The following is a 23,872-nucleotide window of genomic DNA, read 5'->3' on the forward strand; positions in this document are numbered from 1 at the left end:
CCGTTATACCATTCGGGGAATGCCGCAACGGGGTGCGTGGTGTCGGGTCTGCGTCGTCTGATCGTCCTTCTTCTGGCCATCGCCGTCCTCAGCGGGGCGGTCTTGACGGACGCCGCCCGTGCGGCCGACTCCGAAGGGGGCGGCTGGGGTCCGGCCAACGCCGTCCGGCGCTGGATCGCCCAGACCATCGAAAAGGCGGTGAACGGCCCGGACCTCCAGGTCAGGATCGGCACCATCGGCGGCGCGGTCCCCGTCAACTTCACGATCTCGGACGTCACGGTCGCCGACCGCGAGGGCGTTTGGCTGCGGCTGGAAGACCTGCGCGTCAACCTCGCTCCGACCGCGCTGCTGACCGGGCGGGCCAAGGCCGACGCCATCGAGGCGCAGCGCGTCGTCGTGGAGCGCGCGCCGCTGCCCGCAGAGGGGCCGGAGCCGCCGCCCGACCAGGGGCCGACCTCGCTGCTGCCCAGCCTGCCGGTGGGCGTCGCCGTGGACAAGCTGGCCATCGCCGAGCTGGTCCTGGCGGAGCCGCTGATCGGACAGGAGGCGCGGCTGAAGATCGACGGGTCGCTGGACCTCGCGTCCGGCGGGTCGTCGCTGGAGGCGCATCTGAACGTGGACCGGCTGGGCGAACAGCCGGGAACGGTGGCGCTCGACGTCGCTTTCAACCCCGACGACAAGCGGCTCGACCTGAATCTGAAGGCGTCGGAGCCGGCGGGCGGGCTGATCGCCACCGCGCTGAACATCCCCGGCGCGCCGCCGGTCAGCGCGTCGCTGGACGGGCAGGGCTCGCTGGACGACTGGAAGGGCACCTTCACCGCGGCGGCGGAAAACGCCGCGCGGCTGGCCGCCGACGCCACGATCAAGGCAGTGCCGGAAGGGCACGCCGTCACCATCGCGGCGACCGGCGACGTGGCGACCCTGCTCGGCCCCGACATCGCGCCGCTGGCCGGGCCGCAGCCGGCGCTGAAGGGCACCGTGGTGGTCGCTCCGGACGGGGCGTTGACGTTGCAGCCGGTGGCCGTCGAGACCGCCGCCGCCACGGCCAATCTCTCGGGGCGTATCGGCGCCGACCGCCGCAGCCTCGACCTGCGTTACGAGGTTCAGGCCGGGCCGGACTCCACCCTGCACGGCTTCGCCCCCGGCATCGCCTGGCGGGAGGGCACCGTGTCGGGCACCGCCCAGGGCACGCTCGACGCGCTGACCGTGGCGGTGGAGGGGCTGATCCGCGACCTTGCCGCCGACGATCCCGCCTTGGCCTCGGTCGCCGGGCCGGAGGTGCGGCTGGACGGGCGGGCGCGGATCAACGCCGACACCGGAACGGTGGGGATCGAGGGCGTGACCCTGACCACCGCGGCGGCCAGCGCCGGGGCGCAGGGCAATGTGACCGGCTGGGGCCAGACCGCCGATGTGACGGTGTCGCTGAACGCCGACGACCTGTCGCGCCTCTCCGCCCTCGCCGGACAACCGCTGGCCGGCTCGCTGGCCTTGGCCGGGCCGGTGCGCCGGCAGGAGGATGGGACGCTGACGGCGGGCCTTAGCGGCGCGCTGCGCGGTCTGGAAACCGGAACGCCCGCCGACGGCGTGCTCGGCCGCGACGTCAGCCTGGGCGCGGAGGCGGTGATGGAGCCGGGCGGCGCCATGCGCCTCACCGACCTGACGGTGGATGGCCGCAACGGGCGTCTGACGGGGGAGGCGGCCCTGGCGGACGGGGCGGTGGACGCGAAGACCCGGCTGGAGATCACGGACCTCGCCCCGGTGGGCACCGCCGCTGGGACGGAGATGGCCGGCGGCCTGACGCTCGACGCGACGGCGAAAGGCCCGCTGGACAAGCTGGTGGCCGAGGCGGCGCTGGACGCGCGGAACCTCGTCGTGCAGGGGCGCCGCTTCGGCGACACGCGGCTGAACGCCACCGCGCAGAACCTGCCGGCCGCCCCGGAAGGGCGTGTGTCGGCCCGCACCGAGCTGGCCGGCGCCGGGCTAACGGCGGACGCCGCCTACGCGCTGGAGGGGCAGGCGCTGCGCATCAGCGACCTTGCCGTGGCGAACGGGCCGAACCGGATCACCGGGGCGGTGCGCGTGGCGCTGGACGCCATGACGGCGACTGGCAAGCTCGACGGCAACCTGCCGCAGCTTCAGGCCCTGTCGGAGCTGGCCGGCGTGCCGTTGACCGGGGCGGCGGGCTTCACCGTCGCGCTCGACGCGCCGAACGGCAAGCAGGCGGCCAACCTGATCGCCAACGCCACCAACCTCCGCGTCGAGGGGGAGGGCGGGCCGCTGTTCGCCGCGCGCCGCCTGACCGCCAACGCCGACGTCGCCGATGCGCTGGGCAGTGCCAGCGGCAAGGCGCGTGTGGAGCTTCAGGACGGGGCCGCCGCCGGCAACGACCTGTCCCGGGTGACGGCCAGCGTGGACGGCTCGCTCGCCAAGGCCGCTTTCCGGGCGGAAGCCGCGGGGGCCGGGCGCGATCCGCTGGGGCTCGAGCTGGCCGGGGAGTTTACGCAGAACGGCGCGCTGAACCGCATCCGGCTGGACCGGCTCCAGGGCCGTTACAGCGGCGAATCCTTCCGGCTGACCCAGCCCGCAGCCATTGCCCTGGGCGAGCGGCGCTACGAGGTGTCCGGCCTGCGGCTGGTCAGCGGCAACGCCCAGCTCGCCGCCGATCTCGGCCTGAACGGGGAGCGGCTGTCGGGCGAGCTGCGGCTGGACCGCGTGCCGATGGCGCTGGCCCGGCTGGCGAACCCGACCCTCCGGCTGGACGGCACGCTGAACGCGCAGGCGACTCTCGGCGGCACCGTTCGCCGCCCGCAAGCCGACGCCACGGTGCGTGTCGTCAACCTGAAGGCGCAGCAGACGACCCAGGCCGGCGTGCCGGGCCTGAACGCCACCGTCAACGCCCGCTGGCGGGAGGCCCGCCTGTCGGTGGACGGCGACGTCGCCACCGGCAACAACGCGGGCCGGGTGACCCTGTCCGCCGCCGCGCCGCTGGCCATGGACCCGGACACACTGGCCTTCTCGGTGCCGGAGCGCGGCCGGCTGGAGGCGGCGCTCCGCGGCGCCATCGACGCCTCGCTGGCCAACGACCTGCTGGCGGCGACCGGCGACCGGGCGCGCGGCACCCTGCGGCTGGACGTGAGCGTCGACGGCACCGTGGCGGCCCCGCGGCTGGGCGGAACGGTGACTCTGGCCAACGGGCGCTACGAGAACCGGGCGAGCGGCGCCATCATCAGCAACATCGACGCCCGTATTGTCGGTGACGGTGACGTCTTCACCATCCAGAGCTTCCGCGGGCGGACCGCCAACGGCGGCGAGATCAGCGCTCGCGGCGTGATCCGTCCCGCCGCCGCGGACCCGCAGCAGCAGCTCGACCTCGCCATTCAGGCCGACCGGGCGCGGCTGGTGCAGAACGATCTGGCCGCGGTCACCATCGGCACCAACCTGACGCTGACCGGCAGCTTCCTGAATCCGCGTCTGGCCGGCCCCGTGCGGATCGAGCGGGCGGAGATCCAGATCCCCAACCAGACCCCGCCCAACGTGGTCGACCTGAAGGTCGTCGAGGTCGGCAAGGGCCGCAAGGCGCAGCCGGTCAGCCTGAAGAACGGCCAAGCGGGCAACGGGCAGGCGGGCAACGGGCAGGCCGCGGCGCCGGAGCCGGCCTTCGCGATGATCCTCGACCTGACGATCAGCGCGCAAAACCAGATTTTCGTCCGGGGCCGCGGGTTGGAGGCCGAGTTCGCCGGCCAGCTCGCCGTCACCGGCACCTCCAGCCAGCCGCTGGTCAGCGGGCGGCTGAACATGCTGAAGGGCGAATTGGACATCCTGGCCAAGACCTTCGTCTTTAAGCGCGGCATCATCGAGTTCGACGGCGGCCCCGCCATCGACCCGCGGCTGGATTTCCTGGCGGAGGCCACGGCCAACGACGTGACCGCCCAGATTCTGGTCACCGGCACCGCCGGTCAGCCGAAGCTGGAGTTGACTTCCCCGCAGGGCTTGCCGCAGGACGAGGTGCTGTCGGCCGTTCTGTTCGGGAAATCGGTCGGTAGCCTGAGCGCGGTGGAGGCGGTTCAGCTTGCCCAGTCCGCGGCGACGCTGGCCGGCTTCGGCGGTGGCGGGCCCGGTCTGATCGGCAACCTGCGCCGCGGTCTCGGCATCGACCGGCTGGAATTCACCGGTGGGGCCGACGGCAAGGGTGGGGCGGTGCAGGCCGGGCGCTACGTCAGCGACCGCGTCTATGTCGGGGTGGAACAGGGCATCGGCGCGAACCAGAGCCGCGCCACGGTCGAGGTCGACATCACCAAGAACATCAAGGCCCAGGCGGACGTCGGCGCCGACTCCGACACCCGCGTCGGCGTCAAGTGGGAGTGGAATTACTGACCGGTCCTGGCTTTGCTCCTGGCTGGACGCCGCTTTCGGGCGCTGGTCATCGGCGCAAGAGCCCCCATATCGAGCAAGGATGAAGGCCGCGCCGCCAAGGCTCCGGCCATCGGCGAAGGGGGAGCGGTGCGCGCTGCCAGAAGGATTCCCTACGTCAATCTGGGCATCGTCATGGCCTGCACGCTGGCCTTCGTGCTGGGGTTACCACCGGAGTCCCTCGCCTTCGTTCCCGCTTATTTCTTCGGAACGGTGGAGATGGCCGGACCGCTGCCGACCTGGGCGGTGTGGCGCGGGCTGTTCGGCCATGTGCTGATCCACAGCGACATTGTGCATCTGGTCAGCAACATGCTGGCGCTCTGGGCCTTTGGCGGCGCGGTCGAGCTGGCGATGGGCAGCCTGCGCTACCTGCTGTTCTTCCTGCTCTGCGCGGCGGCGGGAGCCTTTGTGGAGGGCGCCTTGGCCGTTGACACCATGGCGCCGCTGGTCGGGGCGAGCGGGGCGATCTGCGGGGTGATGGGGGCCTTTCTGCTGCTGCACCCGCAGGCGACGCTCGGCGTGACGCCGGGGCCGCGCGTTCCCGCCTCCTTCGTGGTGGGCAGCTTCCTGGCGATCAACGTGGCGATGACGCTGATGCCGCCGGCTCCGGACTCCGCCATGGGCGACGTGGCCTGGGCGGCCCATCTGGGCGGGTTCGGCGCGGGGATGGCGCTGGTCGCCCTGTTCCGCCGTCCCGGCGTGGCGCTGTGGAGCGTCGCGCGCCTCGGCACCGCGGCGAAGGCCGCCGTTTATCTGACCCTGGTCGTGGTGCTTCTGCGCACCCTGTGACGATATCTGCCGTGACCGTTGCCTTTGCGAGGCCGGGGCGGAATACTGCGCCCTCCCATTGACGGAGGCATGTGACTATGGCGCAAACCGGGTCCGCGCCGGTGCTCGGCGTGATCGGCGGCAGCGGCGTCTACGACATCGACGGCTTGGAGAACCAGCGCTGGGTGAAGGTGGAAACGCCCTTCGGCGACCCGTCGGACGAGTTGCTGACGGGCGATCTGAACGGGCAGAGGCTGGTCTTCCTGCCGCGCCACGGCCGCGGTCACCGCATTCCGCCCTCCGAGCTGAACTTCCGTGCCAACATCCACGCGCTGAAGGCGCTGGGCGTGACCGAAATCCTGTCGGTCTCCGCCGTCGGCTCGCTGAAGGAGCATCTGCCGCCGGGCACCTTCGTGGTGATCGACCAGTTCATCGACCGCACCTTCGCCCGCAGCAAGAGCTTCTTCGGCACCGGTCTGGTGGCGCATGTGGCGCTTGGTCATCCGGTTTGCGGGCGGCTGGGCGACCTGATCGAAGAGGCGCTTGTGGAGCTGAAGGTCCCGCACCAGCGCGGCGGCACCTACATGGTCATGGAAGGCCCGCAATTCTCGACCAAGGCCGAATCCGAGCTGTACCGGAGCTGGGGCTGCGACGTGATCGGCATGACCAACATGCCGGAGGCCAAGCTCGCCCGCGAGGCGGAGATGTGCTACGCGACCGTCGCCATGGTCACCGACTTCGACTGCTGGCATCCGGAGCATGACCACGTCACCGTGGATGCCGTCATCCGGGTGGTGGTCGCCAACGCCGGCAAGGCGCGGTCTTTGGTCAAGACGCTCGCGCCGAAGCTCCAGGTGCGCGACGGGCTGTGCGCCCAGGGCTGCCACACCGCGCTCGACCACGCGATCATGACCGCGCCGGACAAGCGCGACCCGGAGATGCTGAAGGCGCTCGACGTCATCCTCGCCCGCGCGCTCGGCTGAGGGCGCCAATGGAAAAAGCCGCGGGACCCGGCGTGCGTCCGGGTCCCGCGGCTTTGTCTTTTAAGCCGGGCGGAAAGCCTCAGTGGCGGGTGCGCGCCGGGGTGACGTAGACGCCGTCCCAGTCGACTCCGAACAGCGCGTCGTCGCCGGCCTCCTCCACCAACTCGTCGTAATCGCTGATGTCGATCAGGCCGAAGATCGAGGCGGTTCCCGAGGCGTCCAGGTCGCAGGTGATGACCCGGCCGGCGAACTCGACGGAGGTGAAGAACACCTCCGGCAACTCCATGCTGTCGAGGTCGGCGGACACTGCGCATTCGATCTCGTGGACGAGGCGGGAGGAGAGGGAGCTTCGCAATTTCGCCGCCTGGGAAGCCCAGACGATTTTCCTGACCCGCGCAGCCGGGCGGTTATCGGGCTCGCCGATGCCCTCGTCGGGCTGGGCGGCCATGGCGATCATCCGGGAAACCAGGTTCGACGGGCTGGGCGCACGCATAGAGACCTCCGCTGAAGAACGAGCGCAGATTCACCCGGCGTCAGTTAACGGGGACTTAAATCCGGACGACACGGATGGCTTACCTCTTATGCGCAATGGCCTATGACCTATCACGCCGTCAACGCCGCGTAAGCCGCCGCCAGCCGCGCCGCGATGATGGCGTTGTTTCGGATCAACGCCATGTTCGCGGTCAGGCTGCGCCCGCCGGTGATTCGCTCCAGCGCCGCGAGGAGAAAAGGCGTGACGGATTTTCCCGTGATTCCATGATGTTCCGCATCCCTTAGGGCCTGAGCGATGGCCTGCTCCATGGCGCCGCCGTCAAGCGCGTCGGCCTCCGGGATGGGGTTGGCAAGGACCACGCCACCCTCCAGCCCAAGCTCCCATTTGGCACGCAGGATGGCCGCGACCTCGTGCACGTTGTCACAGCGATGAGAGACAGGCAGACCAGAGTTGCGGCTGTAGAAGGCCGGAAACGCGTCGGTGCCCAGCCCCAGGACGGGAACGCCGCGGGTCTCCAGCACCTCCAGCGTCTTCGGCAGGTCGAGAATCGACTTAGCACCCGCACACACGACGCAGACGCTGGTGCGGGCCAACTCGTCGAGGTCGGCCGACACGTCGAAACTGGTTTCGGCGCCGCGGTGCACCCCGCCCAGGCCGCCGGTGGCGAAGACGGCGATCCCGGCCAGCCTTGCGGCGATCATCGTGGCGGCCACCGTGGTGGCGCCCGGCACCCCGGTCGCCAGCGCGACGGGCAGGTCGCGACGGCTCAGCTTCATGACGCCGGTGCCGCCCTTGGCGAGCCGTTCCAGGGACTCGGCGTCCAGCCCGACGCGGATGCGCCCGTCGAGGACGGCGATGGTCGCTGGCACCGCCCCTTCGGCCCGCACCGCGTCCTCCAGCGCCGTCGCCGTCTCCAGATTCTTTGGGTAGGGCATGCCGTGGGAGATGACGGTGGATTCCAGCGCCACCACGGGCCGGCCCTCGGCCAGGGCGGCGGCGACCTCGGGCGTTGGGGACAGGCGGTCGTGCATGGTCGGAACCTCCCTCGTTCTCCCGCATCCTGCGCTGCGCTCCGCCTCGGCGCAACCGGGGGAATCGGAATTTTGTCCTTTCGTGAGGACGGCCTATATTGCAGCACATGCCTGCACAAAGCCCCGCCCGCTCCCCCGCCGAACGTTGGATGAAGGTCTGCCCCGAGGGACTCTACGTCGAGCCCGGCGGCTTTTACGTGGACCCGCTGCGTCCGGTGGAACGCGCGGTCGTCACCCACGGCCATTCGGACCACGCCCGGCCCGGCCACGCCCATGTGCTCGCCACCGCCGGGACGCTCGCCATCATGCGGCAACGGCTGGGCGAGGGGGCGGGGGCGGCGGCGCAGACGCTCGACTACGGCGAGGCGATCCGCATCGGCGACGTGACGGTGCGGCTGGTCCCGGCCGGCCATGTGCTGGGCAGCGCGCAGGTGGTGCTGGAGCATGCCGGCACGCGGGTGGTGGTGTCCGGCGACTACAAGCGCCGCTTCGACCGCACCTGTGCCCCGTTCGAGCCGGTGCCCTGCGACGTCTTCATCACCGAGGCGACTTTCGGCCTGCCGGTCTTCCGCCATCCGCCGGACCTGGGGGAGATCGACAAGTTGCTGCACTCGCTGTCGATCTTTCCGGAGCGCAGCCACGTCGTCGGGGCCTACGCGCTGGGCAAATGCCAGCGGGTGATCTCGCTGCTGCGCGCCGCCGGCTATGACCGGCCGATCTACCTGCACGGCGCCTTGGAGCCGATCTGCAAACTCTACGAGGGCTTCGGCGTGCCCTTGGGGGAGCTTCGCCCGGCCACCGTCGCGGCGAAGGAGGAGCTGAAGGGCGCCCTGGTGCTGGCCCCGCCGGGCGCGGTGGCCGACCGCTGGGCGCGGCGGCTGACCGACCCAGTGGTGGCGATGGCCTCCGGCTGGATGCGCGTTCGCCAACGGGCGCGCCAGCGCGGCGTGGAACTGCCGCTGGTCATCTCCGACCACGCCGATTGGGACGAGCTGACCCAGACGCTCGACGAGGTCGCGGCGCCCGAGGTCTGGGTGACCCATGGCCGGGAGGAGGCGCTGGTCCACCACGCCACCCAGCGCGGCATCCGCGCCCGCGCCCTGGCCATGGTCGGCTTCGAGGAGGAGGAAGGGGCGTGAAGAACTTCTCCGCGCTGATCGACGGGCTGGTCTTCATGCCGGCGCGCAACGGCAAGATCCGCCTGCTGGCCGACTTCTTCGCCACCACGCCGGACCCCGACCGCGGCTGGGCGCTGGCGGCGCTGACGGAATCGCTGGTCTTCCACGAGGCCAAGCCGGCGGCCATCCGGCAGCTCGTCGCCACCCGCGTCGATCCGGAACTGTTCGCCCTGTCCTACGACTATGTCGGCGACCTCGCCGAGACGGTGGCGCTGATCTGGCCGGAGCGTCCGGAGCGGGCGAACAGCCTGCCGCCCTCCATGACCGAGGTGGTGGAAACGCTGCGCGCGGCCAAGCGCGGGCAGGTGATGGGGATGGTGGAGGGTTGGCTCGACACGCTGGAGTCCTCGGGCCGCTTCGCGCTGCTCAAGCTCATCACCGGCAGTCTGCGGGTGGGCGTGTCGGCGCGGCTGGCCAAGACGGCGCTGGCGGAGTGGGGCAAGGTCGATCTCGGCGACCTCGAGGAGTGCTGGCATGGGCTGACCCCGCCCTACGCCGACCTGTTCGCCTGGCTCGAGGGGAAGTCCGACCGGCCGGCGGCGGGGAAGGGCGCCGGCTTCCGCCCGCTGATGCTCTCGCACCCCCTGGAAGAGGAGGATATGGCCGGGCTCGATCCGGCCGACTACGCCGCCGAATGGAAATGGGACGGCATCCGCGTGCAGCTGGCGGCCCGCGGCGGCGAGCGGCGCGTCTACAGCCGCACCGGCGACGACGTGTCCGGCGCCTTTCCGGACATCGCCGATCACATGACCTTCGACGCCGTGCTGGACGGCGAGCTGCTGGTGGCCCGCGACGAGGGCGCGATCGCGCCCTTCAACGACCTCCAGCAGCGGCTGAACCGCAAGACGGTGACCGCCGCGATGCTCAAGGAGTTTCCCGCCTGGGTGCGGCTCTACGATATGCTATTCGACGGCGAGGAGGACCTGCGCGGCCTGCCCTTTACCGAGCGGCGCGCCCGGCTGGAGCGCTGGCACGACGCGGTGCGGCCCCGGCGGATGGACCTGTCGCCGCTGGTGCCCTTCGAAGGCTGGGAGGCGCTGAAGGGCCTGCGCGAGGGCAGCCGGGAGAACAGCATCGAAGGGCTGATGCTGAAGCGCAAGGACAGCGTCTACGTCGCCGGGCGCCCCAAGGGGCCCTGGTTCAAGTGGAAGCGCGGGGCGCTGACCCTCGACACCGTGCTGATGTACGCCCAGCGCGGGCACGGCAAGCGGTCCAGCTATTATTCGGACTTCACCTTCGGCGTCTGGCGCGGCGAGGAGCTGGTGCCGGTCGGCAAGGCCTATTTCGGCTTCACCGACGCGGAGCTGGTGGAACTCGACCGCTGGGTGCGCAACCACACCACCCGCCGCTACGGCCCGGTGCGCGAGGTCGAGCCAGGGCTGGTGCTGGAGGTCGCCTTCGACAGCGTGCACCCGTCGAGCCGCCACAAGAGCGGTCTGGCGATGCGCTTCCCGCGCGTCCACCGCATCCGCTGGGACAAGCCGGCGGCGGAGGCCGACCGGCTGGAGACGCTCCAGGCGATGGTCGTGGGGTAGGGTGGTTGGAGCGAGGGGGGCGCTTCTTCCATTTTGAACCGGGTCCACGTTGACGCCGGCGGGATGGCGCTTAGTCTTCTGCAACCGTTCGCTGCGGTCGAGCGGGATGGAAGACATCAAGCCGGAGACCTGACCATGCCGTTCGCCGCCGCTGCCGAATTCAAGAAACACAAGGCGAAGTGCGAAGCCGAGGCGAAGAAGATCCCGAACTCGGGCGACGCCCTGGCGGTGGTGAAGAAGTCCGGCGACGTCGAGAAGGCCGCCGCGGCCTGGGACAAGGCCTACAAGGCGGGCGATGCCAAGGCGCTGCGCGCAGCGCTGGCCGACCTGCTCCAAGCGACCAAGATTTTCCGGGCGAAGCTCAGCGCGGTCATCGTGAAGGCGCAGAAGGCGAAGAACGAGGGCGCCGTCGAGGTGGCGGCCGACATGCTGGGCGGCGCCATGAACGTCGAGCAGATGGCTCAGCTGGAAAGCCTGTCCGCTCTGAAGACGCTGGAGAAGGCCGGCAGCGGCAAGGAGATGCCCGCCACCACCTTCTTCGCCGATTGGACCGCCGCCAAGAAGATGTTTGAGGCGCTGACCGGCAAGAAGAAGCCCGCCGAGGGCTTCCTGCTCGCCTTCCGGGCCTCGAGCGGACTGGAGAAGGCGACGAAGGCGTTGGACGCCGCCACCCGGGCCAACGACGTCGATGCCCTGCAAAAGGCCATCAAGGGGTTCGAGAAGACCGGCAGCGAGTATTTCGCGACCGTGAAGAAGAAGGCCAAGGTCTCGGTCGCCGCCGACGACACCGACATTCCGGACGAATCGGAGGAAGCCTTCAACTACGATCAGGCGCTGGCGATCCTGCTGAAGAACCTCAACGTCATCCGAAAGGAGGCCGGCGACATCCTGGCCGAAGCGAAGAAATAGGCAAAATTCTCAGCCCTATCGGCTCAGCCGCATGTCGATGTGGTCGATGCCGACATCGTCGTAGATGCCGCTGACGCGCCTGAAGCCGAAGCCGCCGTAGAAGCCTTCCAGGTAAAGCTGCGCGCTGATCTGCACGTCGTGCTCCGGCCAGTCCCGGGCCAGCCGCTCCAGGCATTCGGCGACCAGCCGGCGGCCCAGCGCCTTCCCGCGCCACGCCGGTGCGACCGCCAGACGCCCGAAGGAGGTGGCGCCGGTCTCCGCATCGGGGCCGAAGATGCGGGCGTAGCCGACCGGCGTCGGTGCATCGCCGTCATACAACGCCAGATGCTGCGCCACCGGGTCGCGTCCATCGAGGTCGGGGAAGGGCGAGGCCTGCTCGACCACCAGCACGCTCTGGCGCAGGTGGAGCATGTCGTGGAAGGTGCCGGCGGACAGATCGGCGAAGCGGTACCAGCGGGAATGCATGTCAGCCCCTAGAAGGAGAGGTCGGTGGGGTTCAGATGCTCCACCGTGAAGCCGAAACGGCTGTGAAGACTCTCGCCGACGCGGAGCCGGTGGCAGAGGTGCGGCGACGCCTCGAAGCAGAGCAGGCAGGCCGGGCGCTCCCGCGCCAGGGCGGCGGCGCGGTTCAGGTCGTGCTCGGCTTCCGGCGTTTGCATCTTCGCGTCGACGATCGACCAGAAGCGGTCCAGGTCGCCCTGGTGGGCGGCGACGCGTCCTTCCTTGGGCGTGCCCAGCCCCTTCAGATGCACGTAGCCGATGCCGGCCTCCTCGAGACCGGCGGACAGCGGCCTCTTGGAGAAGCCGGCGCGGCGGGACAGAGGCAGTTCGCGCACGTCGAGCAGAACCCCGACCCCGCGCGCCTTCAATGCACGCAGGACGGAGTCGAAGGAAGCGCCTTCGTAACCAATGGTGTAGAGCAGCGGCGGAATGCTCATGACGGGGCGGGAAGGGCGTTGCGGATCATGTACTCCGCGATGTCCTTGGGCTTCACCTTGACGTCGGTCAGCGGCTCGTCGGGGGACATCGCCTTGGCGACGAGAAGGCTGTTCTGCACGTTGGTCAGGGTGATGCGGAAGACTCCGGAGGTGCCCTTCAGCTTCGGGTAGTAGGTCGGATCGATGACCTTTTCCTTGCGCATCAGGCGCTCGATCACCGCGTCCTCCTCGAGGTCCGGCACGTCCCGGCTGTGGATCAGGCGCCAATCGCTCTCGCCCGCCCAGCCGGCGTCGATGGCGGTTTTGGCGGCGTCCTGGTCGGCGGCAACGCCCAGCTTGAAGATGTGCTTTCCCTGTCCGACGTCGGACGCCCATTTCGTCAGCGCGGCGCTGCGCGCCACATAAACCACGGCCATTCTCGCGTTTCCCTCCCGGTCAGGCCGCCATGCTGCCGCGAAGCGGCCGGGGAGGCAACCGCCGGAACGGGGAAGGGGGTCAGGGAAAGGAGGATTGCCGGGCGAGCGGGGTGATGAGGATGCGGCTGACCACGTCCTTGCCGAACAGCTTGACGCTTTCCTCGTCGATCTTGCGGCGCAGGGCGGGCATGTTGGCGATGTTGCCGCGAACGATCCAGCCCTCGTCGATTCCCTGATAGACGGCGCGCAGCGTGGCGTCGTGCAGCCGCGGGATGGCGACCTGGACTTCACCCAGCCGGGTGGCGTTCGCCACCTCCAGCATCACCTCGATCTGGGTGTAACGCTCGACCTGCCCGCGGGTGACGATGGGGACCATCACCGGCTTGATGCGGACGGAGGGTGGCAGGGCCGCCGGCCCCTCCGCCGCCCGAGCCACCATGGCCGAACCGGCGACGGTGGCGGCGATGAGAAGGCAACCGAGGAAGGACGCGACCCTGCGCATAAACGGGCACCGGAAAAATCGATTGGGTGACCCCGATAGTAGGCGCTCACCCGCCCGCCTTCAATGGCCCCCGCTGTAACAAGAGATTCGGCTTATGACCCGGCGCGCCGTCGTCAGGCCGCCTTCTGCCCGCTGGCCTGGATCGCCTTCTTGTTGACGTCGTTGATGGCCAGGACGTTCAGCTTCTTGTCGGTTTCCTTCTCTTCGTTCAGAGTCTGTTCCAACAACTCCGCCACCTTGCTGAGGCCGCAGGCGGTGGCGTAGGCGTGGACGGTGCCGTAGCTGGCGATCTCGTAATGCTCCACCTTCTGGGCGGCGGCGATCAGGGCGGCGTCCTGCACCTCCGGGGCGAGGCCCATCTCCATGATCTCGCGGGCTTCGCTGATCAGCCCCTCCATCGCGTCGCAATGCTTGCCGCGGGTGCGGGTGTCCAACTCCTCGAAGACCTGCTCCAGCCGTTCGATCTGGCCGCGGGTCTCTTCCAGGTGGGACTCGAAAGCCGCGCGGAGCTTCTCGGAATGCGCCGCCTTGGCCAGCTTCGGCAACGCCTTGGTGAGCTGCTTCTCGGCGTGGTAGATGTCGCGAAGCTCTTCGATCAGCAGATCCTGCATGGTCTTGGCAGCCATGGTGCCGGTACTCCCTTGCTGTGTGCGTCGTCCGCCAACAACAGGACGTGGCAGACGGGGTTCCGGGACGGTTGCGCTGTGCTAAGGTGGTAACGGGACCGGCGAAGGCCGGCGATGGAGAAATGCGATGGTGGGCAATCGGGCGCCTGGACAAGGCCAGACCGCTGGAAACGGCACGGGAAGCGGTCTCGGCGAGGTGCTGTTCGAGTTCCAGAGGGTCGGCAGCTATCTGAAGGTGATGGCCATCGATCCCGTCACCGCGACGGAGGTGTCGGTCGTCGGGCCGGCTACCGGCAGTCTGGAACTGCTGAAGCGGACCGCGATCAGCAAACTCCAGTTCGTCATGAAGCGCGACGCCGTGAAACGCTGATCGGCTTTTTGCGAATACTGACGCCAAGAAGCGCGCCCTCCCGGCGGGGCGGGGGGCGCGGCTAGTCTTGGCTTCTGCTGATGGTGAGCACTGACATCCCGGTGCCGGACCTGCGGAACCGGTCCGGGGGTGAACTGCTCAAATCCGACTCTAGACCTATGCCACGCCGTGGGCACTGGTGCATCGGATGTAACGCCTGTAGAACCCCTTCCACGAACGAACGGACCTCCCTGCTTCCTGGACGGTGCTTTCCAGGTGCGGTGGTCCTGGCCGAATGCGGAGGGAGACGATCGCAATGCGTTGCGTGACGGTCTTGCGGAGAATGCCCGTGCTGTTGAGAGATATCCTGAAGCCGGCGGTCACGCTGCTGGTGCTGGCCGTAGCGCTGCAAAGCCCGGCGGCATGGTCGGAGACCACCATCATCTGCACGAAGCCCGGCGTTCCGCTTTGCATGGGCGACACCACGACCTTCGTAAGCGCGGACAAGATGGCCAGCTGCCAGTTCGAGGTGAAGGAGTACGTGGACAAGACCATGGACTATCTGCGCTGCCTGAACGAGGAGAACACCAGCACAGGGCAGGAGCTGACTCGCAACGTGGAACGATTCAATTGCCGCCTGTCTGGCCGCAACTGTGGGTGAGGAGCGGCGCCGGCGGGTTCGGCAAAGCCCGTCCGCGCCACGGTCCGAGTGATCCAGGGCCGACAGGGACATGAAGGCGAAACGACACAGGGCCGGCTTCCCTTGCGGGGGGCCGGCCCTGTTCGTTCAGGACGGTGCTGGCGCTCAGCCGGCCTTGCGGCGGGTCTGGCGGCCGGAGCTGCGGCCGAGGCCGATCCGCTTCGCGAACTCGGAGCGCTGCGCCGCGTAGTTCGGCGCAACCATCGGATAATCCGGCGGCAGGCTCCAGCGCGCCCGGTATTCGTCCGGCGACATGTTGTAGGTGGAGCGCAGATGGCGCTTCAGCATCTTCAGCTTTTTGCCGTCTTCCAGGCAGACGATGTATTCGGGCGTCACCGACTTGCGGATCGGCACGGCGGGCTTCAGGGGCTCCGACGGAATTTCTCGGGGCTGCGTGTTCAGCCCGGTCAGCGACGAGTAGACCGTGTTGATCACCTCGGGAATCTGCTGCGCCGGCAGAACGTTCTTGCTGACATATGCGGAGACGATGTCCGCGGTCATCCGCAGAAGCTCGTTATCGGGCACATCGGCGCGAAGCTGGTCACTCATTGCCATTAGTCCTGATTTTTCATTTTGTCCCTAGCAACCAAGTTGCACAGCGTGATTTGGGTGTCAATATAATTTCGAGAGGAGCGAATTAAGTTATTTGCAAACTGCATGAAGTTACAAGGCGTGGCAAATCAGATGTCGCAGGAAATGGCCGGGCTGCGGCTGCACTGCCCCACGTTTAGGCATCGTCTAGTGCGGGGAAGCTAGGCAAGACCATGGGAATCGGGCACCGCAACTGACCGATTCGTGGTGTGAGACCGAATCGGTCGACCTGCTTACTGGCCGTTAACGTCAACGGTGGCGGGAAATAGAGAAACATTTGTTCTCGGCATGCATCGCCGATCCGCTTCCCTTCGCCGCGCCGACGCCTGGCATTCCCCCCTTTTTGCGGTTCTGTGTCCGGCGCAAAGCCCCTGTGCGTTGTGTCCTTCTGGCGGTTCGGGGCGATATCTGGTAGCTTGCGCGCCATGCCGCCGTCCCCGCCGGGTGTTTCTCCCCGGGCCGGCGCCATTCGTATTCGTGCACGGAGTTTTTCTTTCATGACCACCATCGCGATCGCGTCCGATCACGCGGGGTACGAGATGAAGGCCCAGATCGCCTCCTGGCTGGCCGGCAACGGCTACGAGGTGCTGGACCTCGGCTGCAACGGTCCGGAATCGGTGGATTATCCGGATTTCGCCACGGCGCTGGCCAGTGCCATCAACGACAAGCGCGCGGCGCGCGGCGTTTTGATCTGCGGCAGCGGCATCGGTATCAGCATCGCGGCGAACCGCCATCCGGGCATCCGCGCGGCGCTGGTGCACGACGTGACGACCGCCCGCCTCGCGCGCCAGCACAACGACGCGAACGTGGTGGCGCTCGGCGCGCGCACCATCGGCGCGGAGATCGCCAAGGACTGCGTGGACGCCTTCCTGACGACCGATTTCGAAGGCGGTGAGCGGCACAGCCGGCGAATCGCCAAGATGGGATGAGACGGCCTCTCATCCGGCCCGTGACTGCTTTCTGAACCAAGGACCTGCCCTGCCATGACCGTGACCAACGCCGACCCCCGCGCCGAGATCGGCCGCTTCTTCGCCGCCTCGCTCGCCGAGACCGATCCCGAACTGGCCCGCGCGGTGCGCGACGAGCTGGTCCGCCAGCAGGAGCAGATCGAGCTGATCGCGTCCGAGAACATCGTCTCCCAGGCGGTGCTGGAGGCCCAGGGCTCGGTCATGACGAACAAGTACGCCGAAGGCTATCCGGGCCGGCGTTACTATGGTGGTTGCGAGTATGTGGACGTGGCCGAGACGCTGGCGATCGAGCGCGCCTGCAAGCTGTTCGGCTGTGGCTTCGCCAACGTCCAGCCGAACTCCGGGTCACAGGCCAACCAGGCGGTCAACCTCGCCCTGCTCCAGCCGGGTGACACCATCCTCGGCATGTCGCTGGCGGCCGGCGGCCACCTGACCCATGGCGCTGCGCCGAACCTGTCGGGCAAGTGGTTCAAGGCCGTGCAGTACGGCGTGCGCCGTGACGACCACCTGATCGACTTCGACGAGGTCGAGCGTCTGGCCCGCGAACACAAGCCGAAGCTGATCATCGCCGGTGGTTCGGCCTATCCGCGCGTCCTCGACTACCAGCGCTTCCGCGCCATCGCGGACGAGGTCGGCGCCTACTTCATGGTGGACATCGCCCACTATGCCGGCCTGATCGCCGGCGGCGTCTACCCGAACCCGTTCCCCTACGCCGACGTGGTCACCACCACCACCCACAAGACGCTGCGCGGCCCGCGCGGCGGCATGGTGCTGACCAACAGCGAGGAGATCGCCAAGAAGATCAACTCGGCGGTGTTCCCCGGCCTGCAGGGCGGCCCGCTGATGCACGTCATCGCCGCCAAGGCGGTGTCCTTCGCCGAGGCGCTGCGTCCGGAGTTCAAGGCCTACGCCAAGAGCGTCCTGGACAACGCCCGCGCCCTGTCGAAGGTGCTGATCGAGGGCGGTCTGGACATCGTGTCCGGCGGCACCGACAGCCACATCGTGCTGGTCGACCTGCGCCCGAAGAACCTGACCGGCAAGGCCGCCGAAGCGAGCCTGGAGCACGCCGGCATGACCTGCAACAAGAACGGCGTGCCGTTCGACCCGCAGAAGCCGATGATCACCTCCGGCGTCCGTCTGGGCAGCCCGGCGGCGACCACCCGTGGCTTCGGTGTGGCCGAGTTCGAGCAGGTCGGCCGCCTGATCGTCGAGACGCTGGACGGTCTGGCCGCCAGCAACTCCGGCGACAACGCGGCGGTCGAGGCGAAGGTGCGGGAGGAGGTGCGCGAGCTGTGCCGCCGCTTCCCCATCTACCCGACCCTGTAATCATCAAGACCGACTAAAGGGGAAAGGCCGGACATGCGCTGCCCGTTCTGCGGACACGAGGACACCCAGGTCAAGGACTCGCGACCGACCGAGGACAACTCGGCGATCCGCAGACGGCGGTTCTGCCCCAGTTGCAGCGCGCGCTTCACCACCTTCGAGCGCGTTCAGCTCCGTGAGCTGACGGTGGTGAAGAGCACCGGCCAGCGGGAGCCTTTCGACCGCGAAAAGCTCCTGCGCTCCATGCGCATCGCCCTGCGCAAGCGCCCGATCGACGCCGACCGCATCGACCGGGTGGTGAACAGTCTGGTGCGCCAGCTCGAATCCTCCGGCGAGAGCGAGATCCCGTCGAAGCAGATTGGCGAGATGATCATGGTGGCGCTCCAGACGCTCGATCAGGTCGCCTACATCCGCTACGCCTCGGTCTACAAGGACTTCCGCGAGGCGTCGGACTTCAACGAGTTCGTCGAGCAGCTCGCCCCCGAAGCCCAGAACGGGTGAGGGGGCGGGCGGCGCCCATGGCGAAGCAAGCCATCCATCCCGACGATGTCCGCCACATGCGGGCTGCCCTGGCCCTGGCGGCGCGCGGGCTCGGCAACACATGGCCGAACCCGGCGGTGGGCTGCGTCATCGTGCGCGACGGTGTGGTGGTCGGGCGCGGCTGGACCCAGCCGGGCGGACGGCCCCATGCCGAGACGGAGGCCCTGGCTCGTGCCGGCGGCGCGGCCCACGGCGCGACCGCCTATGTGACCCTGGAGCCCTGCAACCATTACGGGAAAACCCCGCCCTGCGCTCTGGCGCTGGTCGAGGCCGGGGTGGCGCGGGTGGTGGTCGCCTGCGGCGATCCCGACCCGCGGGTGGCGGGCGGCGGGCTGGAGCGGCTGCGCGCCGCCGGGGTCGCGGTGGACACCGGCGTCTGCGAGGACGCGGCCTGGACGCTCAACGAGGGCTTCTTCCGGCGCATCCAGGACGAACGCCCACTCTATACACTCAAGGCGGCGACGACGCTGGACGGGCGCATCGCCACCCACAGCGGCCAGTCGCAATGGATCACCGGTCCGACGGCGCGGGCCTGGGGGCACCGGCTGCGCGCCACCCACGACGCGATCATGGTCGGCATCCGCACCGCCCTGGCCGACGATCCGGAACTCACCTGCCGCCTGCCGGGGCTGGCCCATCGTTCGCCCGTGCGCATCGTCGTCGACAGCCGGCTGCGCCTGCCGCTGACCGGGAAGCTGGCCGCGGGCGCGCGGTCCGTGCCGACCTGGGTCGTCACGCGGGAGGACGCCGACCCCAGCCGTCTGGCCGTCTTCCAGGACTGCGGACTGGAGGTGATCCGCGTGCCCGCCGACTCCGCCGGCCTGCCCGATCTGGTCGAGGCGAGCGTCGCCCTGGCCCGCCGCGGCCTGACCCGCGTGCTGGTGGAGGGCGGCGCCACGCTGGCGGCCTCGCTGCTGCGTTCCAATCTGGTGGACCGGCTGGAGTGGTTCCGCGCGGCCTCGGTCATGGGCGGCGACGGGCTGCCGGCGGTCCACGCCTTCGGGGTGGACGGGCTGGAGCGCATGGCGCGGTTCCGCCGCACCGACCTGCGTCCGGCCGGGGACGACCTCGTGGAAAGCTACGTCCGCCGGGGGTGAGCGGCGCCGGTTTGCAGGACGTCCGGCACCGTGCCGGGCGCAACAGTCCGTTGCGTGGCACGCCGTGCGGATGAATCTTTCACACGATTGAAAACCTGCTAAATTGCCGGCCCATGTTCACCGGAATCATCACCGATGTTGGGCGCGTTCGGGCCGTGGAACGGCAGGGCGACACCCGGTTCACCGTCGAGACCGTCTTCGCTATGGAGACGGTTCCCATCGGCGCGTCCATCGCCAACAACGGCGTCTGCCTGACCGTGGTCGAGAAGGGGCCGGGCTGGTTTGCCGTCCAGGCCTCCGCCGAGACCCTGTCGAAGACGACGCTGGGCGGCTGGGCCGAGGGCACGCGCATCAATCTGGAGCGCGCGCTCAAGGTCGGCGACGAACTGGGCGGGCACATCGTGTCCGGCCATGTCGACGGCGTCGCCACCGTCGTGGAGGTCCGCGCCGACGGCGAGTCGAAGCGCTTCACCTTCGAGGCGCCGGCCACCCTGGCGAAGTACATCGCCTCCAAGGGGTCGGTGGCGCTGGACGGCGTGTCGCTGACGGTGAACGAGGTCGATGGCGCGCGCTTCGGCGTGAACATCATCCCGCACACCCAGGATGCGACCACCTTCGGCGCGCTGAAGGCCGGGGACCGGGTGAACCTGGAAATCGATATGCTCGCGCGGTATGTGGCGCGGCTGGCAGGGCAGGAATGACGTCCGAGTTTCACGAGTATCTGTCGCGCCCCGAGGAGATCCTCGAGGAGGCGCGTCAGGGCAAGATGTTCATCCTCGTCGACGACGAGGACCGCGAGAACGAAGGCGATCTGGTCATCCCGGCCCAGTGCGCGACCCCCGAGGCCGTGAACTTCATGGCCAAGTACGGGCGCGGCCTGATCTGCCTCGCCATGGACCAGCACCACATCGAGCGGCTGCGCCTGCCGCTGATGGCGCAGCAGAACGGCACCCGCCACCAGACCGCCTTCACCGTCTCCATCGAGGCGCGCGAGGGTGTGACGACCGGAATTTCGGCCGCCGACCGCGCCCGCACCATCCAGGTCGCCATCGACCCGGCGGCCGGGCCGGACGCCATCGTGACGCCGGGCCACGTCTTCCCGCTGCTCGCCCGCGACGGCGGCGTGCTGGTCCGCGCCGGCCACACGGAGGCCTCGGTGGACATCGCCCGCATGGCCGGGATGTCCGCGGCGGGCGTGATCTGCGAGATCATGAACGACGACGGCACCATGGCCCGCCTGCCGGATCTGGTGAAGTTCGCGCAGTTCCACGGGCTGAAGGTGGGCACCATCGCCGACCTGATCGCCTACCGCCGCCGCACCGAGACGATCGTCGAGCAGAAGCTGGCGGCGACGCTGGACAGCCGCTTCGGCGGGCGTTTCCAGATGTACGTCTACGTCAACAAGGTGGCCTACGCGGAGCACATCGCGCTGGTGCGCGGCGACATTTCCGGCGACGAGCCGGTGCTGGTGCGCATGCACGCCCTGTCGGTGCTGGACGACGTGCTGGGCGACAAGAGCGCCGCGCGCGACGGCGAGCTTCAGGCCTCCATGGAGATGATCGCGCGGGAAGGCCGCGGCGTCATCGTCCTGCTGCGCGAGCCGATGGCGAACAGCCTGACCGAATCGGTGATGGCGCGGCTGGAAGGCCACGAGAACCCGACCCCCGCCCTGCGGGATTATGGCGTCGGCGCGCAGATCCTGCTGGACCTGGGCGTGCGCGACATGGTTCTGCTGTCGAACCGCAAGAAGTCCATCATCGGGCTGGAGGGGTACGGCCTGACCGTGCTCGGCCACCGCCCGATTCCCCTGCATGACCAGTAACCGTCAGCCGAGCGACCCGAGATGACCGAAAAGCCCCATCTGATGATCGTGGAAGCCCGCTTCTACGAGGATATCGCCGACGAACTGGTGAAAGGCGCCATTGCCGAGATCGAGAAGGAGGGCGCCACCTACCAGCGCGTCTCGGTCCCGGGGTGCCTGGAGATTCCGGCGGCGATCCTGTACGCCCTGCGCTCCATGGACTTCTTCACGGCGCGCAAGCGCTTCGACGGCTATGTCGGGCTGGGCTGCGTGATCCGTGGCGAGACCACCCATTACGACATCGTCTGCAACGAGAGCGCCCGCGGTCTCCAGGACCTCGCGCTGCGCTACGCGCTGGCCATCGGCAACGGCGTGCTGACCGTGGAGAACCGCGAGCAGGCTTGGGCGCGGGCCTCCGTCACGGCCAAGAACAAGGGCGGTTTCGCGGCGCGCGCCTGCCTTGACATGATCGAACTCAAGCGCCAATTCCGCCTCTATCCGCGGTGACCCCGCGGTGCAATTCCTGACAGACTGAGCATCATGAGCAACGACGACGCGGCTGGCCGCGCGAAACAGAAGCGCGGCTCCCGGAACCGGACGGGTGGCGGATCGGCCAAGGCCCGGCGCAAGGCCGCGCGCCTTGCCGCCGTTCAGGCCCTGTACCAGATCGACCTGAACCAGATCGAACCGACCGGCATCGCCGTGGAATCCGTGATCGGGGAATTCATCAATCACCGGCTGGGCGAGGAGATCGACGGGGCGAAGTTCGTCTCCGCCGATCCGCAGCTGTTCGCCGACATCGTCCGCGGCGCCGCGCACCGCCGGACGGAGGTGGATGGCATGCTGGCCTCGGCGCTGGAGCCGCGCTACGCGCTGGACCGGCTGGAACTGCTGATGCGCGCCATCCTGCGGGCCGGTGCCTACGAGCTGTTCGTCCACAACGACACGCACCCGCGCATCCTCATCAGCGAGTATGTGGATGTGGCGCACGCCTTCTTCGCGGCGCGCGAGCCGGGCATGGTGAACGGCGTGCTCGACCATGTGGCCCGCGCGCTGCGGCCGGACGAACTGGCCCAGCCGGACCCCAGCCGTGACCAGCCCACAGACCGCTAGGGCAAAGACCGGCAAGCCGCTCGGCGAGTTCGGGCGGATCGACCGCTATTTCAGGCCGCTGGCGTCCGGTTTTCCGGGCGCCCGCGGGCTTGCCGACGACGCCGCCGTGTTCGGCGTTCCACCGGACCAGGAACTGGTCGTCACCACGGACGCCATGGTGGCGGGCGTCCACTTCTTTCCCGACGACGCGCCCGGCGACATCGCCGCGAAGCTGCTGCGCACCAACCTGTCGGACCTTGCCGCCATGGGGGCGGCCCCCTATGCCTACACCCTGGTCACCGCCCTGCCGAAGACGGTGGGGGAGGATTGGCTGGCCGGCTTCGCCGCCGGTCTGGGGGAGGATCAGGCCCGGTTCGGCATCGCTCTGGCGGGTGGCGACTCGGTTTCGACCACCGGCCCCATCACTTTGTCGGTGACCGCCTTCGGTCTGGTGCCGAAGGGCGGGGCGGTGCCGCGTTGGGGCGGGCGTCCCGGCGATCGCGTCTACGTCACCGGCAGCATCGGCGACGCCGCGCTCGGCCTGCGGATCGCCTACGGAACGCTGGAGGTGACCGACGACTCGGCACGCGCTGTGCTGCTGGGGCGCCTGCGGCGGCCCGATCCGCGGACCACGCTGGGTCCGCGTCTGGTCGGGCTGGCGACCGGCTGTCTCGACGTGTCCGACGGTCTGGTCGCGGATCTCGGCCATCTGTGCGAGGAATCGGGCTGCGCCGCGGTTCTGGAGTCGGGGCGGGTGCCTCTGTCGGACGCCGCAAGGACGGTGATCGGCGACGATCCGGTGCGCTTCGCCATGGCTCTGACCGGCGGCGACGACTACGAACTGCTCTTCACCGCGGCGGAGGGCGCCGCTCCGGCGCTCGCCGCCCTGTCGGCGGAGACCGGCGTGCCGGTGACCGCCATCGGCCATCTGTTGGACGGACCGGTGGGTGACGTCACGGTGACCGATGCGCAGGGGCGGGTTCTGGACCTGCCGACTCGCGGCTGGGACCATTTCTGACGGCATCGCCATTCCTTAGCACCGTCATCCCGCGACTCCGCTTAACGCAATCGAAAGCAGGGCGGCGCTAGGCTCGATCCGTTCCGTTTCCGGGAAAGGATGGGCGTGATCAAGGCCGTCATATTGCTGGTTTTGGGCCTGCTGCTGCTGGGCGGCGCAGGCTTCGGCGGCTGGATGATCTACAACAAGTATTTCGTCGAGCACGAGGAATCGGCCCCCAAGAAGGAGGAGCCGCCGCCCAAGCCGCCCACCGGCTTCGTCCGCATGGCTCCCTTTGTCGTTCCGGCCATCGGCACGCAGAAGGTCGAGCAGTTCGTGACGGTGGTCGTCACGCTGGAGGTGGTTCTCGACAAGGTTCCCTATGTTCAGGCCCGCCAGCCGCTCGTCTACGACCGCTGCCTGTCGGCCCTTTATGCGGCCGTGGACGACCGGTCGGTGATGACCGGCAACTTGGTCAACATCATTGCCGTAAAAGAAAAACTTGCCGCCGCAGCCGCGAAAGTCGTGGGGGAGGGTGTGGTGCAAAATGTTCTTGTTCAGGTGGTTACACAGCGCAATTTGTAACCGTTCTGAAAAAAGCCTATCCAAAAGTCAGGAGCGCCTC

The 23,872-nt window shown here is 68.8% G+C and carries 26 protein-coding genes; 18 read left to right on the top strand and 8 right to left on the bottom strand.

Features of this window, described 5'->3' with window-relative positions; genetic code table 11:
- Positions 1-39: 39 nt before the first annotated feature.
- The 3 genes from DS837_RS03975 to DS837_RS03985 all read left to right on the top strand — a co-directional run bounded on the left by DS837_RS03975 (position 40) and on the right by DS837_RS03985 (position 6,161).
- Entirely contained in the window at positions 40-4,374 is a 4,335-nt protein-coding gene (locus DS837_RS03975; protein ID WP_149163511.1) for a translocation/assembly module TamB domain-containing protein, read from the top strand.
- 126 nt (positions 4,375-4,500) lie between these two features.
- A complete protein-coding gene (locus tag DS837_RS03980; protein WP_149163512.1) occupies positions 4,501-5,199 on the top strand; it encodes a rhomboid family intramembrane serine protease in 699 nt (232 codons plus the stop codon).
- Positions 5,200-5,276: 77 nt separating this feature from the next.
- Entirely contained in the window at positions 5,277-6,161 is an 885-nt protein-coding gene (locus tag DS837_RS03985; protein ID WP_149163513.1) for an S-methyl-5'-thioadenosine phosphorylase, read from the top strand.
- A 79-nt stretch (positions 6,162-6,240) separates the two neighbouring features.
- Here DS837_RS03985 and DS837_RS03990 read toward each other — a convergent pair whose 3' ends face one another.
- Together DS837_RS03990 and DS837_RS03995 are read right to left on the bottom strand one after the other, a co-directional pair.
- Positions 6,241-6,654, bottom strand: a complete 414-nt coding sequence (locus DS837_RS03990; RefSeq protein ID WP_149163514.1) for a hypothetical protein — start codon at positions 6,652-6,654, stop codon at positions 6,241-6,243.
- Between the two features lie 110 nt (positions 6,655-6,764).
- A complete protein-coding gene (locus DS837_RS03995) occupies positions 6,765-7,685 on the bottom strand; it encodes a pseudouridine-5'-phosphate glycosidase (RefSeq protein WP_149163515.1) in 921 nt (306 codons plus the stop codon).
- 149 nt (positions 7,686-7,834) lie between these two features.
- Between DS837_RS03995 and DS837_RS04000 the strand changes: the two genes are divergently transcribed.
- The 3 genes from DS837_RS04000 (at position 7,835) to DS837_RS04010 (ending at position 11,307) form a co-directional block, all read left to right on the top strand.
- Positions 7,835-8,824, top strand: a complete 990-nt coding sequence (locus DS837_RS04000; protein ID WP_149163516.1) for a ligase-associated DNA damage response exonuclease — start codon at positions 7,835-7,837, stop codon at positions 8,822-8,824.
- Complete coding sequence (locus tag DS837_RS04005) at positions 8,821-10,398, top strand: cisplatin damage response ATP-dependent DNA ligase (protein ID WP_149163517.1); 1,578 nt, start codon at positions 8,821-8,823, stop codon at positions 10,396-10,398. The genes DS837_RS04000 and DS837_RS04005 overlap by 4 nt, the downstream gene beginning before the upstream one ends.
- A gap of 135 nt (positions 10,399-10,533) precedes the next feature.
- On the top strand, positions 10,534-11,307 hold the full coding sequence (locus DS837_RS04010) for a hypothetical protein (RefSeq protein ID WP_149163518.1): 774 nt from the start codon (positions 10,534-10,536) through the stop codon (positions 11,305-11,307).
- A gap of 15 nt (positions 11,308-11,322) precedes the next feature.
- On the opposite strand, the gene DS837_RS04015 is transcribed toward DS837_RS04010, so the two are convergent.
- The 5 genes from DS837_RS04015 to DS837_RS04035 form a co-directional block, all read right to left on the bottom strand.
- Complete coding sequence (locus DS837_RS04015) at positions 11,323-11,772, bottom strand: GNAT family N-acetyltransferase (RefSeq protein WP_149163519.1); 450 nt, start codon at positions 11,770-11,772, stop codon at positions 11,323-11,325.
- An 8-nt stretch (positions 11,773-11,780) separates the two neighbouring features.
- Positions 11,781-12,245 (bottom strand): DUF488 domain-containing protein, encoded by a 465-nt coding sequence (locus DS837_RS04020; RefSeq protein ID WP_149163520.1) that lies wholly within the window; start codon positions 12,243-12,245, stop codon positions 11,781-11,783.
- Positions 12,242-12,661, bottom strand: a complete 420-nt coding sequence (locus DS837_RS04025; RefSeq protein ID WP_149163521.1) for a hypothetical protein — start codon at positions 12,659-12,661, stop codon at positions 12,242-12,244. The genes DS837_RS04020 and DS837_RS04025 overlap by 4 nt, the downstream gene beginning before the upstream one ends.
- 79 nt (positions 12,662-12,740) lie before the next feature.
- Positions 12,741-13,163 (bottom strand): hypothetical protein, encoded by a 423-nt coding sequence (locus DS837_RS04030; RefSeq protein WP_149163522.1) that lies wholly within the window; start codon positions 13,161-13,163, stop codon positions 12,741-12,743.
- Positions 13,164-13,276: 113 nt separating this feature from the next.
- Positions 13,277-13,789, bottom strand: coding sequence for a YciE/YciF ferroxidase family protein (locus tag DS837_RS04035; protein ID WP_149163523.1), 513 nt, complete (start codon positions 13,787-13,789; stop codon positions 13,277-13,279).
- A gap of 127 nt (positions 13,790-13,916) precedes the next feature.
- Here DS837_RS04035 and DS837_RS04040 point away from each other — a divergent pair, with 127 nt between their 5' ends.
- Positions 13,917-14,159, top strand: a complete 243-nt coding sequence (locus DS837_RS04040; protein ID WP_149163524.1) for a DUF6898 family protein — start codon at positions 13,917-13,919, stop codon at positions 14,157-14,159.
- A gap of 328 nt (positions 14,160-14,487) precedes the next feature.
- Entirely contained in the window at positions 14,488-14,799 is a 312-nt protein-coding gene (locus tag DS837_RS04045) for a hypothetical protein (protein ID WP_247889750.1), read from the top strand.
- A gap of 144 nt (positions 14,800-14,943) precedes the next feature.
- Here DS837_RS04045 and DS837_RS04050 read toward each other — a convergent pair whose 3' ends face one another.
- Positions 14,944-15,387 carry a Ros/MucR family transcriptional regulator gene (locus tag DS837_RS04050; protein WP_014240726.1) on the bottom strand — a complete coding sequence of 148 codons (444 nt, stop codon included), beginning with the start codon at positions 15,385-15,387 and terminating at the stop codon, positions 14,944-14,946.
- A gap of 539 nt (positions 15,388-15,926) precedes the next feature.
- On the opposite strand from DS837_RS04050, the gene rpiB reads away from it, so the two are divergent.
- The 10 genes from rpiB to DS837_RS04100 all read left to right on the top strand — a co-directional run bounded on the left by rpiB (position 15,927) and on the right by DS837_RS04100 (position 23,832).
- On the top strand, positions 15,927-16,358 hold the full coding sequence (gene rpiB, locus DS837_RS04055; protein WP_149163525.1) for a ribose 5-phosphate isomerase B: 432 nt from the start codon (positions 15,927-15,929) through the stop codon (positions 16,356-16,358).
- Positions 16,359-16,412: 54 nt separating this feature from the next.
- The gene (glyA, locus tag DS837_RS04060) at positions 16,413-17,723 is read left to right on the top strand and encodes a serine hydroxymethyltransferase (RefSeq protein ID WP_145625939.1); all 1,311 of its coding nucleotides are present in this window, start codon (positions 16,413-16,415) and stop codon (positions 17,721-17,723) included.
- Between the two features lie 33 nt (positions 17,724-17,756).
- On the top strand, positions 17,757-18,221 hold the full coding sequence (gene nrdR / locus DS837_RS04065) for a transcriptional regulator NrdR (protein WP_014240731.1): 465 nt from the start codon (positions 17,757-17,759) through the stop codon (positions 18,219-18,221).
- A gap of 17 nt (positions 18,222-18,238) precedes the next feature.
- The gene (ribD, locus tag DS837_RS04070) at positions 18,239-19,357 is read left to right on the top strand and encodes a bifunctional diaminohydroxyphosphoribosylaminopyrimidine deaminase/5-amino-6-(5-phosphoribosylamino)uracil reductase RibD (RefSeq protein WP_149163526.1); all 1,119 of its coding nucleotides are present in this window, start codon (positions 18,239-18,241) and stop codon (positions 19,355-19,357) included.
- Between the two features lie 113 nt (positions 19,358-19,470).
- On the top strand, positions 19,471-20,058 hold the full coding sequence (locus tag DS837_RS04075; protein ID WP_014240733.1) for a riboflavin synthase: 588 nt from the start codon (positions 19,471-19,473) through the stop codon (positions 20,056-20,058).
- Complete coding sequence (ribB, locus tag DS837_RS04080) at positions 20,055-21,179, top strand: 3,4-dihydroxy-2-butanone-4-phosphate synthase (protein ID WP_149163527.1); 1,125 nt, start codon at positions 20,055-20,057, stop codon at positions 21,177-21,179. The genes DS837_RS04075 and ribB overlap by 4 nt, the downstream gene beginning before the upstream one ends.
- Positions 21,180-21,200: 21 nt before the next feature.
- A complete protein-coding gene (locus DS837_RS04085) occupies positions 21,201-21,665 on the top strand; it encodes a 6,7-dimethyl-8-ribityllumazine synthase (RefSeq protein WP_014240735.1) in 465 nt (154 codons plus the stop codon).
- A 33-nt stretch (positions 21,666-21,698) separates the two neighbouring features.
- Complete coding sequence (gene nusB, locus DS837_RS04090; protein WP_149163528.1) at positions 21,699-22,271, top strand: transcription antitermination factor NusB; 573 nt, start codon at positions 21,699-21,701, stop codon at positions 22,269-22,271.
- Complete coding sequence (gene thiL, locus DS837_RS04095; RefSeq protein WP_149163529.1) at positions 22,249-23,268, top strand: thiamine-phosphate kinase; 1,020 nt, start codon at positions 22,249-22,251, stop codon at positions 23,266-23,268. Before nusB ends, thiL begins: the two co-directional genes overlap by 23 nt.
- Before the next feature lie 99 nt (positions 23,269-23,367).
- Entirely contained in the window at positions 23,368-23,832 is a 465-nt protein-coding gene (locus tag DS837_RS04100) for a hypothetical protein (RefSeq protein WP_149163530.1), read from the top strand.
- The last annotated feature ends 40 nt before the right edge of the window (positions 23,833-23,872 follow it).

The organism is Azospirillum brasilense (genome assembly GCF_008365405.1).
Lineage (GTDB): Bacteria > Pseudomonadota > Alphaproteobacteria > Azospirillales > Azospirillaceae > Azospirillum > Azospirillum brasilense_D.

Bases quoted from the DNA above. Each gene is read 5' to 3' on its own strand.
- DS837_RS04040 (WP_149163524.1), top strand. From the start codon at position 13,917: ATGGTGGGCAATCGGGCGCCTGGACAAGGCCAGACCGCTGGAAACGGC.
- DS837_RS04085 (WP_014240735.1), top strand. From the start codon at position 21,201: ATGACCGAAAAGCCCCATCTGATGATCGTGGAAGCCCGCTTCTACGAG.
- DS837_RS04025 (WP_149163521.1), bottom strand. From the start codon at position 12,661: ATGGCCGTGGTTTATGTGGCGCGCAGCGCCGCGCTGACGAAATGGGCG.
- DS837_RS03985 (WP_149163513.1), top strand. From the start codon at position 5,277: ATGGCGCAAACCGGGTCCGCGCCGGTGCTCGGCGTGATCGGCGGCAGC.
- DS837_RS04075 (WP_014240733.1), top strand. From the start codon at position 19,471: ATGTTCACCGGAATCATCACCGATGTTGGGCGCGTTCGGGCCGTGGAA.
- ribD (WP_149163526.1), top strand. From the start codon at position 18,239: ATGGCGAAGCAAGCCATCCATCCCGACGATGTCCGCCACATGCGGGCT.
- nrdR (WP_014240731.1), top strand. From the start codon at position 17,757: ATGCGCTGCCCGTTCTGCGGACACGAGGACACCCAGGTCAAGGACTCG.
- glyA (WP_145625939.1), top strand. From the start codon at position 16,413: ATGACCGTGACCAACGCCGACCCCCGCGCCGAGATCGGCCGCTTCTTC.
- nusB (WP_149163528.1), top strand. From the start codon at position 21,699: ATGAGCAACGACGACGCGGCTGGCCGCGCGAAACAGAAGCGCGGCTCC.
- DS837_RS03995 (WP_149163515.1), bottom strand. From the start codon at position 7,685: ATGCACGACCGCCTGTCCCCAACGCCCGAGGTCGCCGCCGCCCTGGCC.
- ribB (WP_149163527.1), top strand. From the start codon at position 20,055: ATGACGTCCGAGTTTCACGAGTATCTGTCGCGCCCCGAGGAGATCCTC.
- DS837_RS03990 (WP_149163514.1), bottom strand. From the start codon at position 6,654: ATGCGTGCGCCCAGCCCGTCGAACCTGGTTTCCCGGATGATCGCCATG.
- DS837_RS04010 (WP_149163518.1), top strand. From the start codon at position 10,534: ATGCCGTTCGCCGCCGCTGCCGAATTCAAGAAACACAAGGCGAAGTGC.
- DS837_RS04035 (WP_149163523.1), bottom strand. From the start codon at position 13,789: ATGGCTGCCAAGACCATGCAGGATCTGCTGATCGAAGAGCTTCGCGAC.
- DS837_RS04050 (WP_014240726.1), bottom strand. From the start codon at position 15,387: ATGAGTGACCAGCTTCGCGCCGATGTGCCCGATAACGAGCTTCTGCGG.
- DS837_RS04015 (WP_149163519.1), bottom strand. From the start codon at position 11,772: ATGCATTCCCGCTGGTACCGCTTCGCCGATCTGTCCGCCGGCACCTTC.
- DS837_RS04100 (WP_149163530.1), top strand. From the start codon at position 23,368: ATGGGCGTGATCAAGGCCGTCATATTGCTGGTTTTGGGCCTGCTGCTG.
- rpiB (WP_149163525.1), top strand. From the start codon at position 15,927: ATGACCACCATCGCGATCGCGTCCGATCACGCGGGGTACGAGATGAAG.
- DS837_RS04020 (WP_149163520.1), bottom strand. From the start codon at position 12,245: ATGAGCATTCCGCCGCTGCTCTACACCATTGGTTACGAAGGCGCTTCC.
- DS837_RS04000 (WP_149163516.1), top strand. From the start codon at position 7,835: ATGAAGGTCTGCCCCGAGGGACTCTACGTCGAGCCCGGCGGCTTTTAC.
- DS837_RS04030 (WP_149163522.1), bottom strand. From the start codon at position 13,163: ATGCGCAGGGTCGCGTCCTTCCTCGGTTGCCTTCTCATCGCCGCCACC.